Origin of the sequence: Pseudoalteromonas sp. ND6B, from assembly GCF_000764215.1 — a bacterium.
Classification (GTDB): Bacteria; Pseudomonadota; Gammaproteobacteria; order Enterobacterales; family Alteromonadaceae; genus Pseudoalteromonas; species Pseudoalteromonas tetraodonis.
The window spans coordinates 1-20,592 of the sequence record NZ_JQFL01000011.1; the positions used below are offsets into that span (position 1 = coordinate 1).

Here is a 20,592-nt window from a genome sequence, read left to right on the forward strand (position 1 = left end):
GCCCGAAGCCCGAAGCCCTTTTACCAAATCATTTCTACAAATTCAGGGTGGTCGATATACGGGTTACGATTTCCCTGAAATTCAAACGCTGCTTGATTGCGGTCTAATTCCATTTGGCTAACGGGGTCGTTGTTATGCCATTTTAACAGCATGGCCACAACCCAGCTTTCAAATACTTGGTTACTAGAGCCGTTAAGTACGGCATTACTAGCCGTGGTGTTATTTTGCCAAGAGCCGATTACGTTTTGGTAGCGTGTAGCCATGTAAAAATAAGCACGAGCAAAGTCACCTTTAAATTCATCAATAGGCTCAAATACAGTACCAGTGTAATTAATCGTATTACTTGCAGAGCCTAATTGACTGCCATTGGTTGAAGTAAACGTAGCGCTGGCCACTTCACCGAACGGGAAGTTGCTACGCTTTGAATTTACATAGCCGTCAGTGGCGTAAATATGATGAACATCAGAGTTCATTGGTTCTATGGTGCCGCCAAACCAGCTTTTAGGAAATGAATGTTCGCGGTTATAACAATCGGCTTCGCTATTGTAGGTGCCACACTGATCGCTTACAGCAGTATAAGTGTAGCTATCAACTCCATTTGGCTTTTCACTGTACATATCTAAAATACTATTATCATTTTCAAAGTATTTATCGCGTGCTGATGCGTCGTAAAAACTCCAAATAGCAGAATACCCTTGAGCGTTATGGTTATTAATAATGTTATAAAGCTCAGTTTTTAGCGTGTATCCAGTTAAGCCTTGGGTTGTCACATAGTAGCCGGTTGGCGTCGGTGTTGGCTGAGTCTCACCTAATGAGAATGCGGTAGACTCACTTGATTGAAAGCTTGATCCACTGGCAAGCAATGTGGCTTCATTATTCAAGGCGTAGCTACCACTGCCATATGAACAGCAAATACCATCGCCGTAGCTGTCGTTAATAGTAAATGTATAGTCGCCATTGGTTAAACATAATTGTTCGGTGTATTGAGTATTTGCGGCATAACCACTGCCGCTTGCAACTATACCGACTTGGTTGTGTGTTATTTGCCAACTGGTTTCTTCGCCGTAGTTATCTGTGGTTAGGTTAAAAGTAAGGCTGTTATCTGCGCAGCTTGGAGAACCGCCGCCGCTATCATTATTAGGTAAGAAGTTATCAACATAAACTAACTCACTACCATCAAAGCCGCTTGTATCGTAAAAGCGTAAACCGACATCAATCGTTTTACTACTATCAGCGGTATAGCTGTAAGTTATGGTTTGCCACTGGTTTGTTAAAGCAGGGTTTGAGTAGCCTTGATAACCATCTATGAACAAACGGGCCTTAAGATGACCTTCGGTATGATACACATCCACTGAAAATTCATAAGTTTCACCCATTTCCACCGCGACTTGCTGTAAAAAGTCAGTGTTACTTTGTGTGCCAGTATTTACGCTAATCGCTGCTGCTTGTAAGCCTGTACTCACGACTGCGCTGTTGGCAGATACGTTAATACCGCTATCAATCACCGTCCATGCTTGTGGGGTGTTGCCTGTCCATTGTTCAAAGTTGCCATTAACCACATTAGCCATCGCAGGCAAAGAGCTCAATAACAACGCGCTCAAAAGTAATTTGTTTTTATATATGCCGTGTAACATAGGTGTTCCTATTTTATAGTTTTAAGCAATATACATTAGATCATAAAGGTCACAAAATTGTTAAATTAGAATTTCATAAAAGGCAATAAAAACCCTTTAGGTTAATTTCACTGGTTTTTAACTAGATTAATAACTAAATGGAATATCAAAGCAGATTCTATTCTTTTTTTATCTATGCTTAGACGGCTATCCTGCATACTCAATTAACCTCAACAGAACCTTCTGAATGAGGTGGCACTCATTTTAAACAATGTGAACAAGCATTGTGTTTAACGTTCAGGGTTATGAGGAAAAATTCATGTTGTTAGGTCAACTCAATGCGCTAGCAAGTCCGCTTTCGCAAGAGCAAGTACAAAAGCTACAAGGTTTAGTGGCTGAGCTTAATCCAATTCAGCAAGCGTGGGTTAGCGGCTATTTGGCTGCTAATGCTAATTCAGCAGCGCTAGGTGCGCCAATTGCAGGTACACCAGCAACCTCTGAGGCAGCAGTACTTACTATTTTGTATGGTTCACAAACAGGTAACGCTAAAGCGGTGGCGACTAAGCTTAAAGAGCAAGCTGAATCTCGTGGGTTAGCTGCAAAGCTGGTTAGCATGTCAGATTACAAGCCAACCGCATTGAAAAAAGAAAAGTTTTTAACCGTTGTTGTATCAACTTATGGTGAAGGTGAGCCACCTGAAGATGCCGAAACACTGTACGAATTTTTAATTACCAAAAAAGCGCCAAAGCTTGATGGCGTTAAAGTCGCGGTATTAGGTTTAGGTGATTCTAGCTATGAATTTTTCTGTCAAACCGCTAAAGACTTTGAAGAGCGTTTAACTAAACTCGGTGCAGAGGTTATTTATCAACGTGCCGACCTAGACGTTGATTACGATGATGAAGCCGCCACTTGGATTGAGGGCGCGTTAAATGCGTTTGAACCAGATTTAAAAGCTCAGCAGGATGCTACAGGCGGCCAAGTTGTATCAATGCCATTTGGCACACCCACAACAGCGGCTAGCCAATACACTAAGCAAAATCCGTTTGCGGCAGAGCTAAGCTTAGTGCAAAAAATTACCGGTCGTGACTCAACCAAAGATGTACGCCATGTTGAAATTTCACTTGAAGGCTCTGACATTACCTATACGCCGGGTGACTCGTTAGGCATTTACTTTTTAAATGATGAAGCCCGTGTAGATGAGCTACTAACGCAAACACAAATTGATCCAACTAGCCTCGTTAAACTTGGCGATGAAGAACTCAGCGTGCGTGATGCCTTAATTGAAAAACTAGAGCTGACACAATCGTACCCTGGTTTTGTAGAAAAATATGCCACGGCTACAGGCACGCCTGAACTTCTTAAGCTTGTGGAAGATAAAGCCGCAATGCGTGAATACATTGAGCCTCGCCAAATTTTTGATGTGGTTGCACAAAACCCAGCTAAATTAGAGGCGCAAACACTGGTTGATTGCCTACGTAAATTGCAAGCGCGTTTATATTCAATTGCTTCTAGCCAAAGCGAGGTTGAGGACGAAGTGCATTTAACTATTGCATTGGTTGAGTTTGAAGCGTTTGGCACAGAGCATTTAGGTGGCTGTTCAGGCTATTTAGCACGCCGTGCGCAAGAAGGCTGTAAAGTAAAAGTATTTAGTGAACATAACGACAACTTCCGCTTACCAGTAAATGATGACACACCGATCATCATGGTAGGGCCAGGTACAGGTATTGCACCGTTCCGTGCCTTTTTACAAGAGCGTGATGCGCGAGAGGCTACGGGTAAAAACTGGCTGTTTTTTGGTAACCCACACTTTACCCAAGACTTTTTATACCAAGTAGAAATTCAAGGTTACTTAAAATCAGGCTTGTTAAGTAAAGTAGATGTGGCGTTTAGCCGTGATCAAGCAGAAAAAGTTTACGTGCAAGATAAGTTACGTAAAAACTCAAAAGAAGTGTTTGACTGGTTAGAAGCGGGTGCTCATTTTTATGTGTGTGGCGATGCAAACCGTATGGCTAAAGATGTACACAATGCCTTAATTGATATCATCACAGAAAATACCGGCAAAAGTAATGAAGAAGCCGATCAATACTTAAAAGATTTGCGTAGCGCAAATCGCTATCAGAAAGACGTGTACTAAGTGCACGTTGTTTATTTTATTAAAAGCTAACAGCCGTCACTGTAACAAATTTAGGATTTAAAATGAGCGAACAAGATAAAACCGTAAAGCTTTCTGATAACGAACGTTTAAAAAGAGAAAGTAACTTTTTACGCGGCACTATAGCGCAAGATTTAAAAGATGAAATTACCGGTGGTTTTACTGCCGATAATTTCCAGTTAATTCGTTTTCATGGCATGTACCAGCAAGATGACCGCGATATTCGTCCCGAGCGTGCTAAGCAAAAGCTAGAACCACTACATAATGTCATGCTGCGTGCACGTATGCCTGGCGGCATTATTAAGCCCGAGCAATGGTTAGCAATTGATAAGTTTGCTGGGGAGAAAACCAGCTATGGCAGTATTCGTTTAACTACGCGCCAAACATTTCAGTTTCATGGTGTATTAAAACCTGAAATTAAAGGTATGCACCAATTACTTAATAGCGTGGGTATTGATTCTATTGCAACCGCCGGTGACGTGAACCGAAATGTACTTTGTACCACTAACCCTGTTGAGTCTGAGTTACACCAGGAGGCGTATGAGTGGGCGGCAAAGATTTCTGAACACTTATTACCTAAAACCAAAGCGTATGCAGAGATTTGGCTCAATGGCGAAAAAAGCGAAACCACAGAAGAGCCAATTTTAGGCTCAACTTATTTACCGCGTAAATTTAAAACCACAGTAACAATTCCACCAAATAATGAAGTGGATGTTCATGCAAACGACTTAAACTTTGTGGCGATTGCTGATAACGGTAAATTAGTTGGTTTTAACGTGCTAGTAGGGGGTGGCCTTGCCATGACCCATGGTGATACTGCAACGTATCCACGAAAAGCCGATGATTTTGGTTTTATTGCCCTTGAAGATACCTTAAAAATTGCTGAGCACGTAGTGTCTGTGCAACGTGATTGGGGTAATCGTTCTAACCGTAAAAACGCAAAAACTAAATACACACTTGACCGTGTTGGGTCCGATGTATTTAAAGCAGAAGTTGAAAAACGTGCAGGCGTGAGTTTTGCACCAAGCCGCCCTTATGAGTTTACTCATCGAGGGGATCGTATTGGTTGGGTTGAAGGCATTGACGGTAAACATCACTTAACACTCTTTATTCAAAGTGGTCGTATTTTAGATTACCCCAATAAGCCACTGAAAACAGGGTGTCGTAAGATTGCAGAAATTCATCAAGGTGATTTTCGCATGACCGCCAATCAAAACTTAATTATTGCCGGTGTGCCTGCGGATCAAAAAGCAATCATTGAAAAAATAGCGCGTGAACACGGTTTGATTGATGACAAAGACACTGAGCAACGTAAAAACTCAATGGCGTGTGTGTCACTGCCCACTTGTCCTTTAGCGATGGCTGAAGCCGAGCGTTACTTACCGAGTTTAATTGAAAAAATAGAAGGCTTATTGGCTAAGCATGGAGTACCAAATGACAGCATTATTATGCGTGTGGTTGGTTGCCCTAACGGCTGTGGTCGTGCCATGCTAGCTGAAGCTGGATTAGTAGGTAAAGGCCCAGGTAAGTACAATGTTTACCTTGGCGGGAATACGGAGGGTACGCGTATCCCTAAGCTTTATCTTGAAAATGTGGGCGAAGAAGTTTACCTAGAGGCATTTGATAAGCTGATTGGGCAATGGGTTAGTGAGCGCAATGAAGGCGAATGCTTTGGTGATTTTGTTATTCGCAAGGGTATTGTTGCAGAAGTAAAAGTATCTGTTACCGATTTTTACGCATAATTTAAAAGCAGCGCACCGCGCTGGTGAGGTTTAAAATTGACCATGAGTGAATTTAAAAACATATTACAGCTAGATAAGCAAAGTCAACAGGCTATGTTAGCTGATGCGAATGGTTTGCTGGCTAACATGAATGCTGAGCAGCGCGTTGCATGGGCGCTAGAGCACTTGCCTGACACCGCGTTTTTATCATCGAGTTTTGGTATTCAAGCAGCGGTAATGTTGCATTTAATGACATCACAGCGCCCCGATATACCTGTTGTATTAACAGACACGGGTTATCTATTTCCAGAAACCTATCAGTTTATCGATCAGATGAGCGAGCGTTTATCACTTAACTTAAAAGTGTATAAAGCGCAGTTGAGCCCTGCATGGCAAGAGGCTAAATTTGGAAAACTATGGGAGCTTGGTGAAGAAGGTATTAAGCAATACAACCAGCTCAATAAAGTAGAGCCAATGACGCGTGCTTTAAAAGAGCTTAACGCGAGCACTTGGTTTAGTGGCTTGCGTCGAGATCAATCGTCGAGCCGTGCTGAAAAACAAGTTTTAGAAATAAGCCGGGGTACAGTAAAAGTGTACCCTATTATTGAGTGGAACAATCGTGATGTGTACCAATACCTCACTAAACATGACCTGCCATATCACCCGTTATGGGAGCAAGGCTATGTGTCGATGGGTGATGTACATACTACGCGTAAATTAGAGCCAGGTATGAGCGAAGAAGAAACTCGCTTTTTTGGGTTGAACCGTGAGTGTGGCTTACATATTGATGGTGATGGAATTTAATTACCTTATTATTCAAAGCTATAAATTTAAAAACGCAGCTAAAGCTGCGTTTTTATTTTGTGGAAAATAATTGCCTGACTGCTGTTTTTTTATTATATTAATGATAATAAAGGATTAAATTTACAGCAGGAACGCTATGAAATACTTTACCTACTTAGCAATATCAGTAATGGTCATTGCTCTTATCTCTTTGTTTTATCTTAAAAAGCCAAATGGGCAACCTTGGCTCACCAGCTCATTGATTAAAAATGAATCTTTTTCTATTAAAGATAAAGTGGTAGCGCTTTCATCTAATACATTCGAACAGCTCACACTTGAGCTTAAAAAAGTAGGAGATAAAATCACATCGTCACCGTTAGCATCTGACTCTCAAAGTAAAATTTATAAGTGGCAAGATGAGCAAGGGCAGTGGCATTTCTCCGATGTGCCAAATAAAAATGGCAAGAGTATTGAAGTGCATCTTGATCCTGCAGATATTAATGTTGTGGTAGCCGAAGATACAGCTATATTAAGTGGCAGTGCTAAATCTGCAGCAAAACCTTTTCCTCAGCGAGCGCCTGAAATATACAACAGTGAGTCAATCAATAAGTTGTTTGAAGATGCTGAAAAAGCCAAAAAGAGAATTGAGCAACGCAGTAAAGAAGTCGAAAGTTTCAGCGGCTTTTAGCCCTAGACGGTTACTGCGATTTCAAGTAGCGCTTTTCTGCTTCCATTAATAATATGGTTAAATAAATTTTAGTTGGCAGTGATAAAAACACACCAATTGCAATGCACGCTGCTGCAGTAATAATGCCTTTAATACCGTACTGGCTGGTAAAGTAGCTCGATACAATTAATACATGGCCCGTCACAATCAGGCATAATCCAAGCAAAATAGATGTTTTAAGTAGTCTTATCATTACTATTGAAGACATGGCGACCTCTGCGCAGCGTGTCTTCTTAGTGTATGGTATCTTGATAGAGCAACATTGATTTAGCGCAAGGGTGTATCAATATTTACTTCTATAGCGAATGTAAAAAAGCCCAGCTCATTGCTGAGCTAGGCTTTTAAGCTACCATTGTTTAATGGCTAGTTAGTCGAGCATATTGCGTAATACGTACTGCAAAATCCCGCCATGTTTGTAGTAATCCCACTCTTTAGGGGTATCAATACGCACATCGGCACTAAAACTAACTTGTTTACCTTCACTGTTAGTGGCAATGACACTGACTTCGTCGGTTTTGTCGTATAAACCTTGAATATCAAATTGTTCTTGCCCCGTTAAGCCCAATGATTCATGGCTTTCACCCTCTTTAAATTGTAAAGGTAATACGCCCATACCAATCAGGTTCGAGCGGTGAATACGCTCATAGCTTTGTGCTATCACAGCTTTAATACCGAGTAGTAATGAGCCTTTTGCAGCCCAATCTCGTGAGGAGCCGGTACCATATTCTTTACCTGCTAGAACCACTAATGGTGTTCCACTCTCTTGATATGCCATTGCCGCATCATAAATACTCTCTAGCTTATCGTCAGGTTGAGTGCGAGTGACACCGCCCTCAGTACCGGGGGCGAGTAAGTTTTTAAGGCGCACATTAGCAAATGTACCACGCATCATGACTTCGTGATTACCACGGCGAGAACCATAAGAATTAAACTGTGCTTTTTCTACCCCATTTTCTTGTAGATAAAGTCCTGCGGGTGCCTCCGCTTTAATCGCACCTGCTGGTGAAATATGATCGGTAGTCACTGAATCGCCTAGTTTAGCTAGACAGCGCGCACCTTCTATTTTTGGGATCCCCGGTGGTTCAACACTCATACCATCAAAGAATGGCGCTTTTTTGATATAAGTCGAGGCAGCATCCCAATCGTAAAGCTTACCATCAGGTATTTGAATTTTTTGCCAGCGACTGTCGCCATCGTAAACATTAGCGTAGCTTTTTTCGAACATTTCTTTAGTTACCGTATTTTTTACAAGTTCACTCACTTCTTTAACGCTTGGCCAAATATTTTTAAGGTATATATCGTTACCATGCTTATCTTGCGCAAGTGGTTCGTTGTATACATCAATATCGGTTCTACCTGCTATAGCATAAGCTACTACAAGTGGTGGCGACGCGAGGAAGTTCATTTTAACGTCTTGGTGAATACGCCCTTCAAAGTTACGGTTACCCGACAAAATAGAGCTTACAATTAGTTTATGTTTTTGAATAGCTTCTGAAATTTCATCCGCTAATGGGCCTGAGTTACCAATACAGGTGGTACAGCCATAACCAACTAAGTTAAAACCAAGCGCATCAAGATCATCCATTAACCCTGCTTTTTCAAGGTAATCGGTAACCACCTGCGAACCTGGTGCTAAAGACGTTTTAACCCAAGGTTTTACATTAATACCTAATTGACGTGCTTTTTGAGCCACTAATCCTGCCGCTAAAATTACGCTTGGATTAGAGGTATTAGTACAGCTTGTGATTGCAGCAATGACGCAGGCGCCATCGTTTAATTCAAACTCTTGGCCATTAAAGTTAACTTTTGCTGCGCCCATAAACTGCGCTTCATCAGTGGGTTCGTCAGGATTGGTAGTAGGGCCTTCACTTTCAATACGCGCTTGCTCTTCATCGCTTTTATCTCGACGTGCCATACGTTCGTCTTGGAAGTCTTTTAAGTGTTGACCAATAACATCACCGGCTTTATCCAGTGTGATTCTGTCTTGTGGACGTTTCGGGCCAGCAAGACTTGGTACTACATCATCTAAAGTTAGTTCTAGCTTATCGGTATAATGTGCTTCATCGCCATCATTACGCCATAAACCTTGATGTTTTGCGTAATCTTCAATCAGTTTAAGCTGCTTTTCATCGCGATTAGTTAAGCGTAAGTAATTAATCGTTTCATCATCAATAGGGAAAATACCACAGGTTGCGCCATATTCCGGTGCCATGTTGGCAATAGTCGCTCTGTCGGCCAGTGGTAAGTCGGCAAGCCCGTCACCATAAAACTCAACAAACTTACCTACCACACCGTGGTTACGCAGCATTTCAGTAACAGTAAGTACTAAATCGGTTGCTGTAGTGCCCTCAGGTAAGCGACCATTTAATTTAACACCCACAACCTGTGGGATAAGCAAGCTAATAGGTTGGCCAAGCATTGCGGCTTCGGCTTCAATACCGCCTACACCCCAACCGAGTACGCCTAGGCCGTTGATCATGGTTGTGTGAGAATCAGTACCAACCAGTGTATCTGGATAGGCTAACGATTTACCGTTTTTTGTATCATTAAATACTACACGTGCTAAGTATTCTAAATTTACTTGATGGACAATACCTGTGGCTGGTGGCACCACTTTTAAATTATCAAATGCAGTTTGACCCCAACGTAAAAACTCGTAGCGCTCTTTATTACGTTCATATTCTAGTTTTGAATTTAAGTCGAATGAGCCATCTTTACCGTAACCATCCACTTGTACTGAGTGATCGATCACCAGTTCAGCCGGAGAAAGCGGATTTATTTTTGCAGGATCGCCACCAAGCTTTTCCATCGCATCACGCATGGCGGCTAAGTCAACAATAGCAGGGACACCGGTAAAATCTTGCATTACTACGCGGGCAGGGGTGAAGGCTACTTCGGCCGAGGGCTTAGCCTTTGGATCCCAATCTAGTAGTGCCTGAATATCTTGCTCTTTAATATTCACACCATCTTCATTACGCAATAAATTTTCTAGTAATATTTTTAACGAAAAAGGCAGGCGTTTGGCTTTATCGCCAAGTCCCATGAGCGAGTTAATATGATATTGCTCGCCATTGATAGTAAGCTGTTGTTGGGTGTCGAAACTATTTTTCATTATTTGTCCCTTCAATAAATTAGATTGATATTCTTGAAAAAGTGACCTCTGTAGTAGTTTGCAAACTGTGTACCATGATAAAAAATACCATGCAGTGTAATTTTTTTGACTGTTATATAAATAGAGATGAAGGCCAAAAGTTAAAATTCAAGGGATGCTCTGAGTAATAATTGGCCACAAAACTAAACTCAAAAAAGTGTTATTTAAAGTAGTCCTGTTGTTTTAAGTGGAAACTTAAATACACCAATGCAATCGCAATTAAGGTCACTGCAATAGGCATAAAAATAGCGCTAACACCAAACAAGCTGATGCTATTAATAATCATAAAATTATAGTATTGCTGAGCTAAAACCGCTGCCAAAGAGATTATTAATGTTAATGCGGCTAGTGACTTTTTGAATAATAAAAGTACGCACCCTAATGCGCCGCCAAATACTGCAATAGCAAACGCTAAAGTAGCCCATAGAGGTTGGCTGTTATAAGCAAGTTGTTGTTCTTGTGGGAGTTTACTTACCATTTCGGGTGTTAATAATAGCTGCATGATAAATGCAAAAACACCTAATATATTCCATAACAGGGCGGTGATGAGTACGGGTTTTATCCAGCGGTTTGCAGTGTTTTCTGACATGTAAGCATCGATTTTTTATTATTGATATTCTATTAAAGAATAAAAAAGCCAGTGATGCAAACTGGCTTTTAATAACACATATGACGTAAGCGAATGTTAGCCAAACGAAATAGGACGACGACCCGTTTTTTCATCCACTTTAGGTTTTTTAGTACGTTTGCGCTTATTTTTAGCCGGCTCTGTTGTTGCTACTGGCGCGGCTTTTTCTGCTGTAACTGTTTCATCAATAACAGGACGCTCTGCAGGAGTTGCATCTTCACTTAGCGTCAGTTGGAACAACTCGCCATCAAATGTAAGAACATCGCCACTGTATAATTTTTTCCGTTTAATTGTACAAATTTCATGGTTAACACCTACATAGCCACCGCTAATTAGATTTTTTGCTTGGCCACCACCTTCAACTAGATCTAATACTTTTAATAATTTACAAAGCTCTATAGGCTCTTCTTCTAATTCAATTTCTATATATTCTTCGTTCATCATGTTTCTCTGTGGGGGTGGCATTAGCTGTAGTATAAAGGCTAGCTGGTTATTTTGCACCAAAGTGCGTTTGTTAGATGCGATGATTGTGCATTTTTTATGAAACTTTTTACCTCTTTCATTTGTCTTTAAAAAAACTGAAGTAATTCAAGACTACACTTCGCGTGAAAAAAATTACACATTGGCGCGCTTATTGCCAATATCTGTCGTAAAAAGAGATTGAATATAAACAGTGGAGTAAAACATGGGCATAAGATTAGCGATGAAAAAAGAGCTAATGGGCTTAGACAATTCAGATATGTTAACTGCTGATGATGTTAGAAAGCATTTGGCTCAGCAGGTATAAGAAGACACTGAGCGTGGTTTTTCAGTTATCTCCAAGTTTAATGACACCCATAGTCAGTTAGTCAGCGGGCTTAAAACCAAACAAAGCGAGCTGGTATTTGAACGACATCGTTTATTTAATGAAGTACTTTATAATCGCCAGAGTGTTGATGCATGGTTAAATAACCAAATAAATTAAATTGCCATTTTAAATCACCCCTTATAGACTACGCTTGTAATCGATTGGGGGTGATAATGAAAAATGGAATTTTAATATGTGTATTGGTGTTTTTATTAGCTGCGTGCCAGCGACCTACTGTTTATGTTTTTATTGAAAACTTGCAAGGTGAACAGCGCAACCAGCTAGATGCTGCACTAAATGCACAAACTCTTCCCTATGAATATGTAGAACTAGCAATCCCATCAGATTTTGGTGAGGCCACATTAATACTCTCAAGCGATAAAATTTACCCCAAAGAGACGGAGCAACTTGCAGCTATAATGCAAGAGCTAGGGTACGCGCCACAAGTTAATTATACAAGTCGTTCAAATCATTTTTATGGTGATGGCAATATAGGCTTTTATTTAAAAAATGCTGATGCCAATAGAAATTTTGTTATGCCTAAACAGCTGAGAACAACTCATTGCAGCGAAGATAAATACAATGATTTAGCAGTCAAATTTGCAAATGAAGCTGTTGAGTTTACATTACCAAGTGGCGCAATCGTGAGGCTAAACTGGGAATATTTATATGGTTATGTTGTTGTTTATTTTAAAGACTATTCGCAAACATACAGTCATTCGCAGCCGCTTGTAAATACCCCCTTTGGCGCCAAGCCGTCAGATACCTACACATATACCGCAAGCGTTAACACCCCAGGTTGGCTTGATTGCTCACTACAAATTGTTTATATGGACTGATTTAACCGTGGGTTTCTATATGTTCGCTTAGTTTAGCTATGCGCAGGCTCATTCCTTCAATAATACGGTCTTTAATTTTTTCGCGTATAACATTAGGTAGGCGGGTAAGGGCATCGGCAGTAATAGCCAGTACGATGGCATTTTCTTTGGCGCGTGCATTAATGCTGCGCTCTCGGTTATTAATAAACGCGCCTTCACCAATAAATTCACCAGGCTCTATACTACCCAGTTCCAGTAGGTGACTATGCTTAAACACCATCAAAGAGCCACTGAGGACAATAAAAAGTCGCTTGTCATTATCAAACTCTTTAAATAAAAACTGATTTTTACTTACTAAGTATAATAATCCAAACGACTCTAAAAGAATTTGACGTTCATTAAGCGTGAACTCTTTAAAGAATTCTAAGCGATTTATAATTTCCATTTGCTTAAACAAAGGGATGTTTTCAATTAACTTCATCAATAACCTAGGGCGCTAGCCTTATAAAATATCAGCTAATATTGCGCTCTTTTAATTTACGGGTCAACGTATTGCGACCCCAACCAATTTTTACCGCGGCTTCTTGCTTATGGCCTGAACAATTAGCGAGTGCTGTTTTTATTAAGCGGGTTTCCAGCTGGGCTTGAATATCCGGCCAAATATTTTCTTTACCTTGTTTAAACTCTTGATTAAGCCATTGCTGAAATGAATCTAGCCAATCGCCTTCTTGAGTTGCGGCGGCATTATCAATAATTTCAGGGGGTAAATCTTGCTCACCAATCAGCTCCCCAGGTGCCATTACGGTTAACCATCGACAGGTGTTTTCAAGCTGGCGAACATTTCCTGGCCAATTAAATAAACACAGTTGTTTAATCGCTTTAGGGCTAAGTACTTTACTATCTACTTGCAGGTCTTTTGCACTTTTATGTAAAAAGTGTAGCGCTAAGCGTTCTATGTCTTCGGGGCGCTCGCGTAGAGCCGGCAAGCGTAAGCGAACCACGTTTAAACGATGAAATAAGTCATCTCTAAACTTACCTTGTTTTACCAGCTCTTCTAAATTTTGGTGAGTGGCAGCAATGATGCGCACATCCACTTTTATACTTTGATGGCCGCCAACGCGGTAAAACTCGCCATCGGCTAATACGCGTAACAAGCGGGTTTGTACATCAAGTGGCATATCACCTATTTCATCCAAAAATAAGGTACCGCCATTGGCTTGTTCAAAGCGCCCTTTACGCACGCTATCGGCCCCCGTAAAAGCGCCTTTTTCATGGCCAAATAATTCAGACTCAACTAACTCTTTAGGAATAGCGGCCATATTAAGAGCAATAAATTGGTTTTCTTTACGCGGGCTATGATTGTGCAGGGCGCTGGCAACCAACTCTTTACCGGTTCCTGACTCACCGTTGATGAGTACGCTCATACTTGATGCTGACAGCTTACCTATGGCACGAAACACTTCCTGCATAGCAGGGGCTTCGCCAATAATATGGGCACTTTTTGGCGGGGCGGTTTTTCGTTTGGTTTTTTTGGTCGAATTAGCACGATAGGCGCTTTCAACTAGCGCAACGGCTTCATTTAAATCAAACGGTTTAGCTAAGTACTCAAACGCACCTTTTTGAAAAGCATTAACCGCTGAGTCTAAATCAGAGTGTGCGGTCATAATAATAACGGGTAGACCAGGGGTTTGCTCAGCTATTAGCTCAAGTAACGCCATCCCGTCCATGCCAGGCATTCGTACATCTGAAATTAACACACTGGGTTGACTAAATTTTAGTGCATTAAGAACGTTTTGCGCATCTGCAAAGCTTTCTACTTCAAACCCTGCGCGAGTCAGTGCTTTTTCTAGTACAAAGCGAATTGAGGCATCATCATCTACAAGCCAAGCTGTTTTCATGCAAACTCCAAAGTATTAATCTGTAAATGGCAGATAAATATTAAATTCAGTATGTCCTGGCCAACTATCGCATTCGATATAGCCATCATGTTGATCAATCAAGGTTTGCGCTATAGATAATCCAAGTCCCGAGCCACCTTCTTTATTAGTGGTCATAGGGTAAAATAAGGTGTCGCGTAAATTAGCATCAATACCTGGGCCGTTATCCATTACTTGAATAAGCAATGCCTTTTTAGGGGCTTTTCCCGGACGACGATGCTGATAATTAATCCGTGTTTTTATTTTTATTTCGCCACCATCTACCAATGCCTGTTGCGCATTACGCACAATATTAAGCACCACTTGTTGAACTTTGCTCTGATCAATATAAACATCAGGAATACTCGGGTCGTAGTCTTTAACTAACCGAATATCGCGGTTGTTATCTAACGTACTGAGTTTAACAACCGACTCTAATGTTTGATGTATATTGCCATACGATTTTTGCGGTAGTTGGTTAGGCCCAAGGAGTCTATCAACTAATTCACGCAACCGATCGGCTTGTTCAATTATCAGTTCTGCACATTGATCTCTTTCTTGTTGATCACCCTCATACTGCAATAATTGCGCCGCCCCGCGAATTCCACCCAGCGGGTTTTTAATTTCATGGGCTAAACCGCGAATTAAGTTACGTGCAGCTTGGTATTGATGCATTTGATTTGAGACCTGATCGTGCTTTATTTCGTCATCGGTTTGTCGACATTCAAATAAAATATAATAGGTGTCGTTATGTTTTATTCGCCGAGTACTTACCGCTAATTTTGCATGGCGAGAATCGATAAACACCACGTCAGCTCTATGCTGGTGGCAGTCTACACCATCTACTAACGAGTACTGTGCAATGCGTTTTAAGTCGATAGAATGGTAGTTAAATAAATCGTCGAATGCTTGCCCTAGCAAACGTTTTTCGCCTAAGCCAAGTAATTCACTGGCACTGGTGTTAGCGTAAATAAGCTGAAAGCTTTCATTGAGTAACATCAGGGCGGTGGTTTGGTTTTGCCAAATTATATTCAGTAGCTCTGGGGTAAAATGTGTTTTATTAATCATCATTGCACCATTTTAGTGCGCCTGGGAAGGTAGGCAAGGTTTTTAGAAAAATATACGCTAAACACGCGTACTTAATTGTAATTATCGACCTATGTTAAGGCCTTTACGGTGCATAAAAAATACACTGTCAGGACTGGTTGCAATTACCTGATTTTGTTTATTATAAAGTTTAACTTGCAGTGTGTGTTGGCCTCGCTCCACATCTCTTAACGCCAGTGTAGTGGTGTCACTAGGTTCACCAATGGCAACGCCATTTAAAAATAAACCAATGGTAAATCCAGCTTCAAATCGAGGGGCAATACGGGTAGAGACATACACAGAGCCCGTGTTTTCTCTTATAGTTTGGTGTGGTTCAGGCGATGAAATACTAATACTAAACTTTACTGCTGTTTTAGTAGGAGCAGTATCAAGAATATCAGTGTTTGTAGCGGGCATGCTGAGATGTTGGCTCGTGAGTTTAACCTCTTTAGCGCCTGGCTGAGGAGTATCTGAAAAAACCAACACCCCATTTTTGTCTTTCCATGCGTAAATTTTTTTATCGCTCGCATGGCTATTAAGGCTTAACATTAAAGCTATTAATATCAACAAAATCTTACCTACCATCCAGCTATCCTGCATTGTTTAAACTAACTTCACTTTAGTGTAGAACCGTTAAATTTACCATAAAAAAAGCCCGCAAAGCGGGCTTAAAACACACATTATTTATCGGTTAATAAATTAACAGCTGTAGTACATTTCGAACTCAACAGGGTGAGTTGTCATGTTAAGTTTTTCAACTTCTTTTGACTTAAGTGCGATGTAAGCATCGATTAGGTCATTGGTGAATACACCACCTTGGTTTAAGAATTCACGGTCTGAATCAAGTGCAGCTAGTGCTTCATCTAATGATGAGGCTACTGTTGGAATTTCTGCCGCTTCTTCAGCTGGTAAGTCGTATAAATCCTTGTCCATAGCATCGCCAGGGTGGATCTTGTTTTTAATTCCGTCAAGGCCAGCCATAAGCATTGCTGAGAAAGCAAGGTATGGGTTAGCTGTTGGATCTGGAAAGCGTACTTCGATACGACGACCTTTTGCAGATGGCACAACTGGAATACGGATTGACGCCGAACGGTTACGAGCCGAGTATGCAAGCATTACCGGAGCTTCAAAACCAGGTACTAAACGTTTGTACGAGTTAGTTGACGCGTTAGCAAAAGCGTTGATCGCTTTAGCATGTTTGATGATACCGCCAATGTAGTAAAGTGCATCTTCAGAAAGTCCGCCGTATTTATCACCTGCGAATAAGTTTACGCCATCTTTTGCTAAAGACTGGTGACAGTGCATACCAGAACCGTTATCACCAACAACCGGCTTAGGCATAAATGTTGCCGTTTTACCGTAAAGGTGAGCCATGTTGTGGATAACATATTTCATTTCTTGGATTTCATCGGCCTTTAACACCATAGTGTTAAAACGCGTTGCGATCTCGTTTTGACCGGCAGTCGCCACTTCGTGGTGATGCGCTTCAACAACTTGACCCATTTCTTCTAAAACTAGGCACGTTGCAGAACGCCAATCTTGGAAATCATCAACAGGTGCAACTGGGAAGTAACCGCCTTTAACACCTGGGCGATGGCCTGTATTGCCATCTGCATATTCTTTATCTGAGTTCCAAGCTGCTTGCTTAGAATCAATTTTATACATTGAACCTGACATGTCAGATTTGTATTTAACATCGTCAAATACGAAAAACTCTGGTTCTGGGCCAAATAAAACAGTGTCAGCAATACCCGTAGAGCGCATGTACTCTTCAGCGCGCTTAGCAACTGAGCGAGGGTCGCGTTCGTAACCTTGTAATGTAGAAGGTTCAACCACGTCACAACGAACGATGAGTGTTGTTTCTTCTGTGAAAGGGTCAAGTTTAATTGAATCTGCATCTGGTAGTAACACCATGTCTGATTCGTTGATGCCTTTCCAGCCAGCAATTGAAGAACCGTCAAACATCTTTCCATCTTCGAAAAAGTCTTCATCAACTTGATGATGAGGAATAGAAACATGTTGCTCTTTACCTTTTGTGTCAGTAAAGCGTAAATCAATGAACTTAACGTCATTTTCTTTAATAAAATCTAAAACCGATTGTGACATGTGTCCTCCAACTATTGGGTTTTATTATTGCTGCTTAGATACGTTGAATATCTACAAGCTGATTTTGTGCCACTATTATAATTATTTGTTTTTTATGTAAAAAAATATAAATAAAATAAAGGTGATATAGATTAAGCACCATCTTAGTGCGTAATTTTTCCAAAATGGTGCAATATTTACAAAGCAATAATTGCTTGTAAATTAATCACCTTAGACTAGCACAAAGAAAATGCAAAATACGCAGTAAAGTCGCTTTAAATTAACCCAAAACCATCTTTTTATATAAATATCTAAAAATTAATTATCATAATTAATTATTTTAAAACAATGGGTTAATTATTTTATTGCGAAAGTTTGAAATTTTATTTTGGATAAACTTTCATCCATTCCATTTATAGGGGATAATATGCGCCCTTTTAAATCCTATGCTGGGACATCTCGTGAAAGCGCAGGTGAGAACGTATAGCCCCTGCAGGATCAATGAGATTCAATTTCTCTGAGTGAATATATGAGCATCGAAAAGTTAAGAAATATAGCAATTATCGCCCACGTTGACCACGGTAAAACAACACTGGTTGATAAACTACTTGAGCAATCAGGTACATTAGAAACACGCGGCGGTAATGAAGAGCGCGTGATGGATTCAAACGACATTGAAAAAGAACGTGGTATTACCATTTTAGCGAAAAACACCGCTATCTCATGGAATGATTACCATATCAATATCGTAGATACTCCTGGACACGCCGACTTCGGTGGTGAAGTTGAACGCGTACTTTCGATGGCTGACTCAGTATTACTACTTGTTGATGCTCAGGAAGGTCCAATGCCACAAACGCGTTTCGTAACGCAAAAGGCATTCGCGCAAGGCTTAAAGCCAATCGTTGTTATCAATAAAATTGATAAGCCAGGTGCTCGCCCTGATTGGGTTATGGATCAAATCTTTGATTTGTTCGATAACCTAGGCGCAACTGATGAACAGTTAGACTTTAAAGTAATCTACGCATCAGCAATCAATGGTTGGGCTACATTAGATTTAGACGAAGCATCTGATAACATGGAACCTATGTTCAAGATGATCGTTGACGAAGTATCACCACCGGATGCAGATCCTGAAGGTGACTTCCAAATGCAGATCTCACAGCTTGATTACAACTCTTATAAAGGTGTAATTGGCATTGGTCGTATCAAACGCGGTTCAGTTGTACCTAACCAACAAGTTACGGTTATTAGCGCTGACGGGTCTAAACGTAACGGTAAAATTGGTTCAGTACAAAGCTACTTAGGTCTTGAGCGTATTGACACTGACAAAGCTTACGCTGGTAACATCGTAACGGTAACGGGTCTTGGCGAGCTTAAGATTTCAGATACGCTTTGTTGTCCTAACAACGTTGAAGCATTACCTCCACTAAGTGTTGATGAGCCAACAGTAACGATGACGTTCTCTGTAAATAACTCACCTTTCTGTGGTAAAGAAGGTAAGTTTGTAACATCACGTAATATCCGTGAGCGTTTAGACAAAGAATTAGTACACAACGTTGCACTTCGCGTTGCAGACACTGATAACCCAGATAGCTTCCGTGTATCGGGTCGTGGTGAATTACACTTAGGTATCTTAATCGAGAACATGCGTCGTGAAGGTTACGAGTTAGCGGTATCTCGTCCAGAAGTTATCTTACGTACTGTTGATGGTGTGTTAGAAGAACCGTATGAAACACTAACAATTGACTGTCAAGAAGAGCACCAGGGTTCTATCATGGAACAAATTGGTCTTCGTAAGGGTGAGCTTACTGATATGGCCCCAGATGGTAAAGGCCGTATGCGTTTGGACTTTATGATCCCAAGCCGTGGTTTAATCGGTTTCCAAACTGAGTTCATGACGTTAACATCGGGTTCTGGTTTACTTTACCATACGTTCGATCACTACGGTCCGCACAAAGGTGGCGAGCTAGGTGTTCGTAAGAACGGTGTAATGATTGCAAATGCAACAGGTAAAGCACTAACTAACGCATTATTTAACTTACAAGAGCGCGGCCGTTTATTCATCGGTCACGGTGTTGAAGTATACGAAGGTATGGTTATCGGTATTCATAGCCGTGATAACGACCTTACAGTTAATGCGCTTAAAGGTAAGCAACTTACTAACGTTCGTGCATCTGGTACCGATGAAGCACAAACACTAACACCAGCTCTTAACTATTCACTTGAGCAAGCGCTTGAGTTTATTGCTGATGATGAGTTAGTAGAAGTTACACCTGAGAACATTCGTATTCGTAAACGTCATTTAACTGAAAATGAGCGTAAACGTGCGGGTCGTGCGCCAAAGTCATAATCTATTAATTTAGAATCATGATTTTAAAAGCCGCTGTATTGCAAAATACAGCGGCTTTTTTGTGGATGAAAACAAGCGCTGTTAGCTATAAGTCGTCAGGTGTCAGATTAAACTAGATAGATAAAGTTAGCTCCAAAGATCTCAGGTAATTATTTCTCTATGAAAATAATGTGCATTTGTACCGCTTAGTAACTAGTTAAGTTAAAATATAGCAATAAATACAAGTAGATAATACTCAGTATGTTCAGGTCAATTTTAGTGTCTACAGGTTGAATAATCAGATTTAATACAATTTTTTACACTACTTTGTAGAGCGAGTTGTTAAAGTGATCATGTTTTTAAAATTCACATAAATTAAGGGAATAGTTTTGGTTAAAGTAATACTTATTGTGATCAGTGTTTTTTTATCTGGTTGTACTTCGTCACAAGCCATAAGATCAGGGTGTGATTTTGTTACAGGGGCGGCGAAAAGTAATGAGCGTCATAAGCACGCTAGTGGGCTTAATAGCAATGATAAAAATCAAAACGTAAACGTGATTAATGGTCTTTTGAATATGTTATTTGGCCCTATTGGTCGCTCTCTCAATGATGATGAGTGTAGTAGTAAACAGCAAGAGCACATTTACCCGAATAACACCTTATAAAATAGACGTTTTTCTTTTTTAGCATTACCGTGCTGTTAGGCTTTTGTTTGAATAATTCACTTAAAAAA

17 protein-coding genes and 1 pseudogene are annotated in these 20,592 nt (G+C 40.6%); 8 read left to right on the plus strand and 10 right to left on the minus strand.

Annotation, left to right across the window (positions count from 1 at the left end; genetic code table 11):
* Positions 1 to 20 precede the first annotated feature (20 nt).
* Positions 21 to 1,634: an endonuclease gene (locus ND6B_RS16075; RefSeq protein ID WP_033102715.1), complete on the minus strand. Its 1,614-nt coding sequence runs from the start codon at positions 1,632 to 1,634 to the stop codon at positions 21 to 23.
* A gap of 298 nt (positions 1,635 to 1,932) precedes the next feature.
* Between ND6B_RS16075 and ND6B_RS16070 the strand changes: the two genes are divergently transcribed.
* From ND6B_RS16070 to ND6B_RS16055, 4 genes are all read left to right on the plus strand, one after another.
* Positions 1,933 to 3,747, plus strand: a complete 1,815-nt coding sequence (locus ND6B_RS16070) for an assimilatory sulfite reductase (NADPH) flavoprotein subunit (protein ID WP_033102716.1) — start codon at positions 1,933 to 1,935, stop codon at positions 3,745 to 3,747.
* 62 nt (positions 3,748 to 3,809) lie between these two features.
* On the plus strand, positions 3,810 to 5,507 hold the full coding sequence (gene cysI / locus ND6B_RS16065; RefSeq protein WP_028835920.1) for an assimilatory sulfite reductase (NADPH) hemoprotein subunit: 1,698 nt from the start codon (positions 3,810 to 3,812) through the stop codon (positions 5,505 to 5,507).
* 42 nt (positions 5,508 to 5,549) lie between these two features.
* Complete coding sequence (locus tag ND6B_RS16060; RefSeq protein WP_028835921.1) at positions 5,550 to 6,290, plus strand: phosphoadenylyl-sulfate reductase; 741 nt, start codon at positions 5,550 to 5,552, stop codon at positions 6,288 to 6,290.
* A gap of 136 nt (positions 6,291 to 6,426) precedes the next feature.
* Positions 6,427 to 6,957, plus strand: coding sequence for a DUF4124 domain-containing protein (locus tag ND6B_RS16055; protein WP_013463785.1), 531 nt, complete (start codon positions 6,427 to 6,429; stop codon positions 6,955 to 6,957).
* A 10-nt stretch (positions 6,958 to 6,967) separates the two neighbouring features.
* On the opposite strand, the gene ND6B_RS16050 is transcribed toward ND6B_RS16055, so the two are convergent.
* The 4 genes from ND6B_RS16050 to ND6B_RS16035 all read right to left on the minus strand — a co-directional run bounded on the left by ND6B_RS16050 (position 6,968) and on the right by ND6B_RS16035 (position 11,216).
* Positions 6,968 to 7,204, minus strand: a complete 237-nt coding sequence (locus ND6B_RS16050; protein WP_024601183.1) for a hypothetical protein — start codon at positions 7,202 to 7,204, stop codon at positions 6,968 to 6,970.
* 159 nt (positions 7,205 to 7,363) lie between these two features.
* Complete coding sequence (gene acnA, locus ND6B_RS16045; RefSeq protein WP_033102717.1) at positions 7,364 to 10,108, minus strand: aconitate hydratase AcnA; 2,745 nt, start codon at positions 10,106 to 10,108, stop codon at positions 7,364 to 7,366.
* Between the two features lie 199 nt (positions 10,109 to 10,307).
* Positions 10,308 to 10,736, minus strand: coding sequence for a hypothetical protein (locus tag ND6B_RS16040; protein WP_033102718.1), 429 nt, complete (start codon positions 10,734 to 10,736; stop codon positions 10,308 to 10,310).
* A gap of 96 nt (positions 10,737 to 10,832) precedes the next feature.
* Positions 10,833 to 11,216 (minus strand): RNA-binding S4 domain-containing protein, encoded by a 384-nt coding sequence (locus ND6B_RS16035; protein ID WP_013463789.1) that lies wholly within the window; start codon positions 11,214 to 11,216, stop codon positions 10,833 to 10,835.
* Between the two features lie 244 nt (positions 11,217 to 11,460).
* Between ND6B_RS16035 and ND6B_RS19530 the strand changes: the two are divergent.
* Positions 11,461 to 11,739: pseudogene (locus tag ND6B_RS19530) on the plus strand (hypothetical protein).
* A 56-nt stretch (positions 11,740 to 11,795) separates the two neighbouring features.
* Positions 11,796 to 12,461: a hypothetical protein gene (locus ND6B_RS16030; RefSeq protein ID WP_033102719.1), complete on the plus strand. Its 666-nt coding sequence runs from the start codon at positions 11,796 to 11,798 to the stop codon at positions 12,459 to 12,461.
* Between the two features lies 1 nt (position 12,462).
* Here the strand turns inward: ND6B_RS16030 and ND6B_RS16025 are convergent, their stop codons facing one another.
* From ND6B_RS16025 to glnA, 5 genes are all read right to left on the minus strand, one after another.
* Complete coding sequence (locus ND6B_RS16025; RefSeq protein ID WP_013463792.1) at positions 12,463 to 12,921, minus strand: Crp/Fnr family transcriptional regulator; 459 nt, start codon at positions 12,919 to 12,921, stop codon at positions 12,463 to 12,465.
* A gap of 31 nt (positions 12,922 to 12,952) precedes the next feature.
* The gene (gene ntrC / locus ND6B_RS16020) at positions 12,953 to 14,338 is read right to left on the minus strand and encodes a nitrogen regulation protein NR(I) (RefSeq protein WP_008108382.1); all 1,386 of its coding nucleotides are present in this window, start codon (positions 14,336 to 14,338) and stop codon (positions 12,953 to 12,955) included.
* 15 nt (positions 14,339 to 14,353) lie between these two features.
* The gene (gene glnL / locus ND6B_RS16015; RefSeq protein ID WP_033102720.1) at positions 14,354 to 15,424 is read right to left on the minus strand and encodes a nitrogen regulation protein NR(II); all 1,071 of its coding nucleotides are present in this window, start codon (positions 15,422 to 15,424) and stop codon (positions 14,354 to 14,356) included.
* 81 nt (positions 15,425 to 15,505) lie between these two features.
* The gene (locus ND6B_RS16010) at positions 15,506 to 16,027 is read right to left on the minus strand and encodes a DUF4124 domain-containing protein (protein ID WP_033102721.1); all 522 of its coding nucleotides are present in this window, start codon (positions 16,025 to 16,027) and stop codon (positions 15,506 to 15,508) included.
* Between the two features lie 114 nt (positions 16,028 to 16,141).
* On the minus strand, positions 16,142 to 17,548 hold the full coding sequence (glnA, locus tag ND6B_RS16005) for a glutamate--ammonia ligase (protein WP_013463795.1): 1,407 nt from the start codon (positions 17,546 to 17,548) through the stop codon (positions 16,142 to 16,144).
* A 508-nt stretch (positions 17,549 to 18,056) separates the two neighbouring features.
* Here glnA and typA point away from each other — a divergent pair.
* Positions 18,057 to 19,880 (plus strand): translational GTPase TypA, encoded by a 1,824-nt coding sequence (gene typA / locus ND6B_RS16000; protein WP_013463797.1) that lies wholly within the window; start codon positions 18,057 to 18,059, stop codon positions 19,878 to 19,880.
* Positions 19,881 to 20,248: 368 nt separating this feature from the next.
* Entirely contained in the window at positions 20,249 to 20,524 is a 276-nt protein-coding gene (locus ND6B_RS15995) for a hypothetical protein (RefSeq protein ID WP_033102722.1), read from the plus strand.
* Positions 20,525 to 20,592: the final 68 nt, after the last annotated feature.

Bases quoted from the DNA above. Each gene is read 5' to 3' on its own strand.
- ND6B_RS16075 (WP_033102715.1), bottom strand. From the start codon at position 1,634: ATGTTACACGGCATATATAAAAACAAATTACTTTTGAGCGCGTTGTTA.
- ND6B_RS16070 (WP_033102716.1), top strand. From the start codon at position 1,933: ATGTTGTTAGGTCAACTCAATGCGCTAGCAAGTCCGCTTTCGCAAGAG.
- cysI (WP_028835920.1), top strand. From the start codon at position 3,810: ATGAGCGAACAAGATAAAACCGTAAAGCTTTCTGATAACGAACGTTTA.
- ND6B_RS16060 (WP_028835921.1), top strand. From the start codon at position 5,550: ATGAGTGAATTTAAAAACATATTACAGCTAGATAAGCAAAGTCAACAG.
- ND6B_RS16055 (WP_013463785.1), top strand. From the start codon at position 6,427: ATGAAATACTTTACCTACTTAGCAATATCAGTAATGGTCATTGCTCTT.
- ND6B_RS16050 (WP_024601183.1), bottom strand. From the start codon at position 7,204: ATGTCTTCAATAGTAATGATAAGACTACTTAAAACATCTATTTTGCTT.
- acnA (WP_033102717.1), bottom strand. From the start codon at position 10,108: ATGAAAAATAGTTTCGACACCCAACAACAGCTTACTATCAATGGCGAG.
- ND6B_RS16040 (WP_033102718.1), bottom strand. From the start codon at position 10,736: ATGTCAGAAAACACTGCAAACCGCTGGATAAAACCCGTACTCATCACC.
- ND6B_RS16035 (WP_013463789.1), bottom strand. From the start codon at position 11,216: ATGAACGAAGAATATATAGAAATTGAATTAGAAGAAGAGCCTATAGAG.
- ND6B_RS16030 (WP_033102719.1), top strand. From the start codon at position 11,796: ATGAAAAATGGAATTTTAATATGTGTATTGGTGTTTTTATTAGCTGCG.
- ND6B_RS16025 (WP_013463792.1), bottom strand. From the start codon at position 12,921: ATGAAGTTAATTGAAAACATCCCTTTGTTTAAGCAAATGGAAATTATA.
- ntrC (WP_008108382.1), bottom strand. From the start codon at position 14,338: ATGAAAACAGCTTGGCTTGTAGATGATGATGCCTCAATTCGCTTTGTA.
- glnL (WP_033102720.1), bottom strand. From the start codon at position 15,424: ATGATTAATAAAACACATTTTACCCCAGAGCTACTGAATATAATTTGG.
- ND6B_RS16010 (WP_033102721.1), bottom strand. From the start codon at position 16,027: ATGGTAGGTAAGATTTTGTTGATATTAATAGCTTTAATGTTAAGCCTT.
- glnA (WP_013463795.1), bottom strand. From the start codon at position 17,548: ATGTCACAATCGGTTTTAGATTTTATTAAAGAAAATGACGTTAAGTTC.
- typA (WP_013463797.1), top strand. From the start codon at position 18,057: ATGAGCATCGAAAAGTTAAGAAATATAGCAATTATCGCCCACGTTGAC.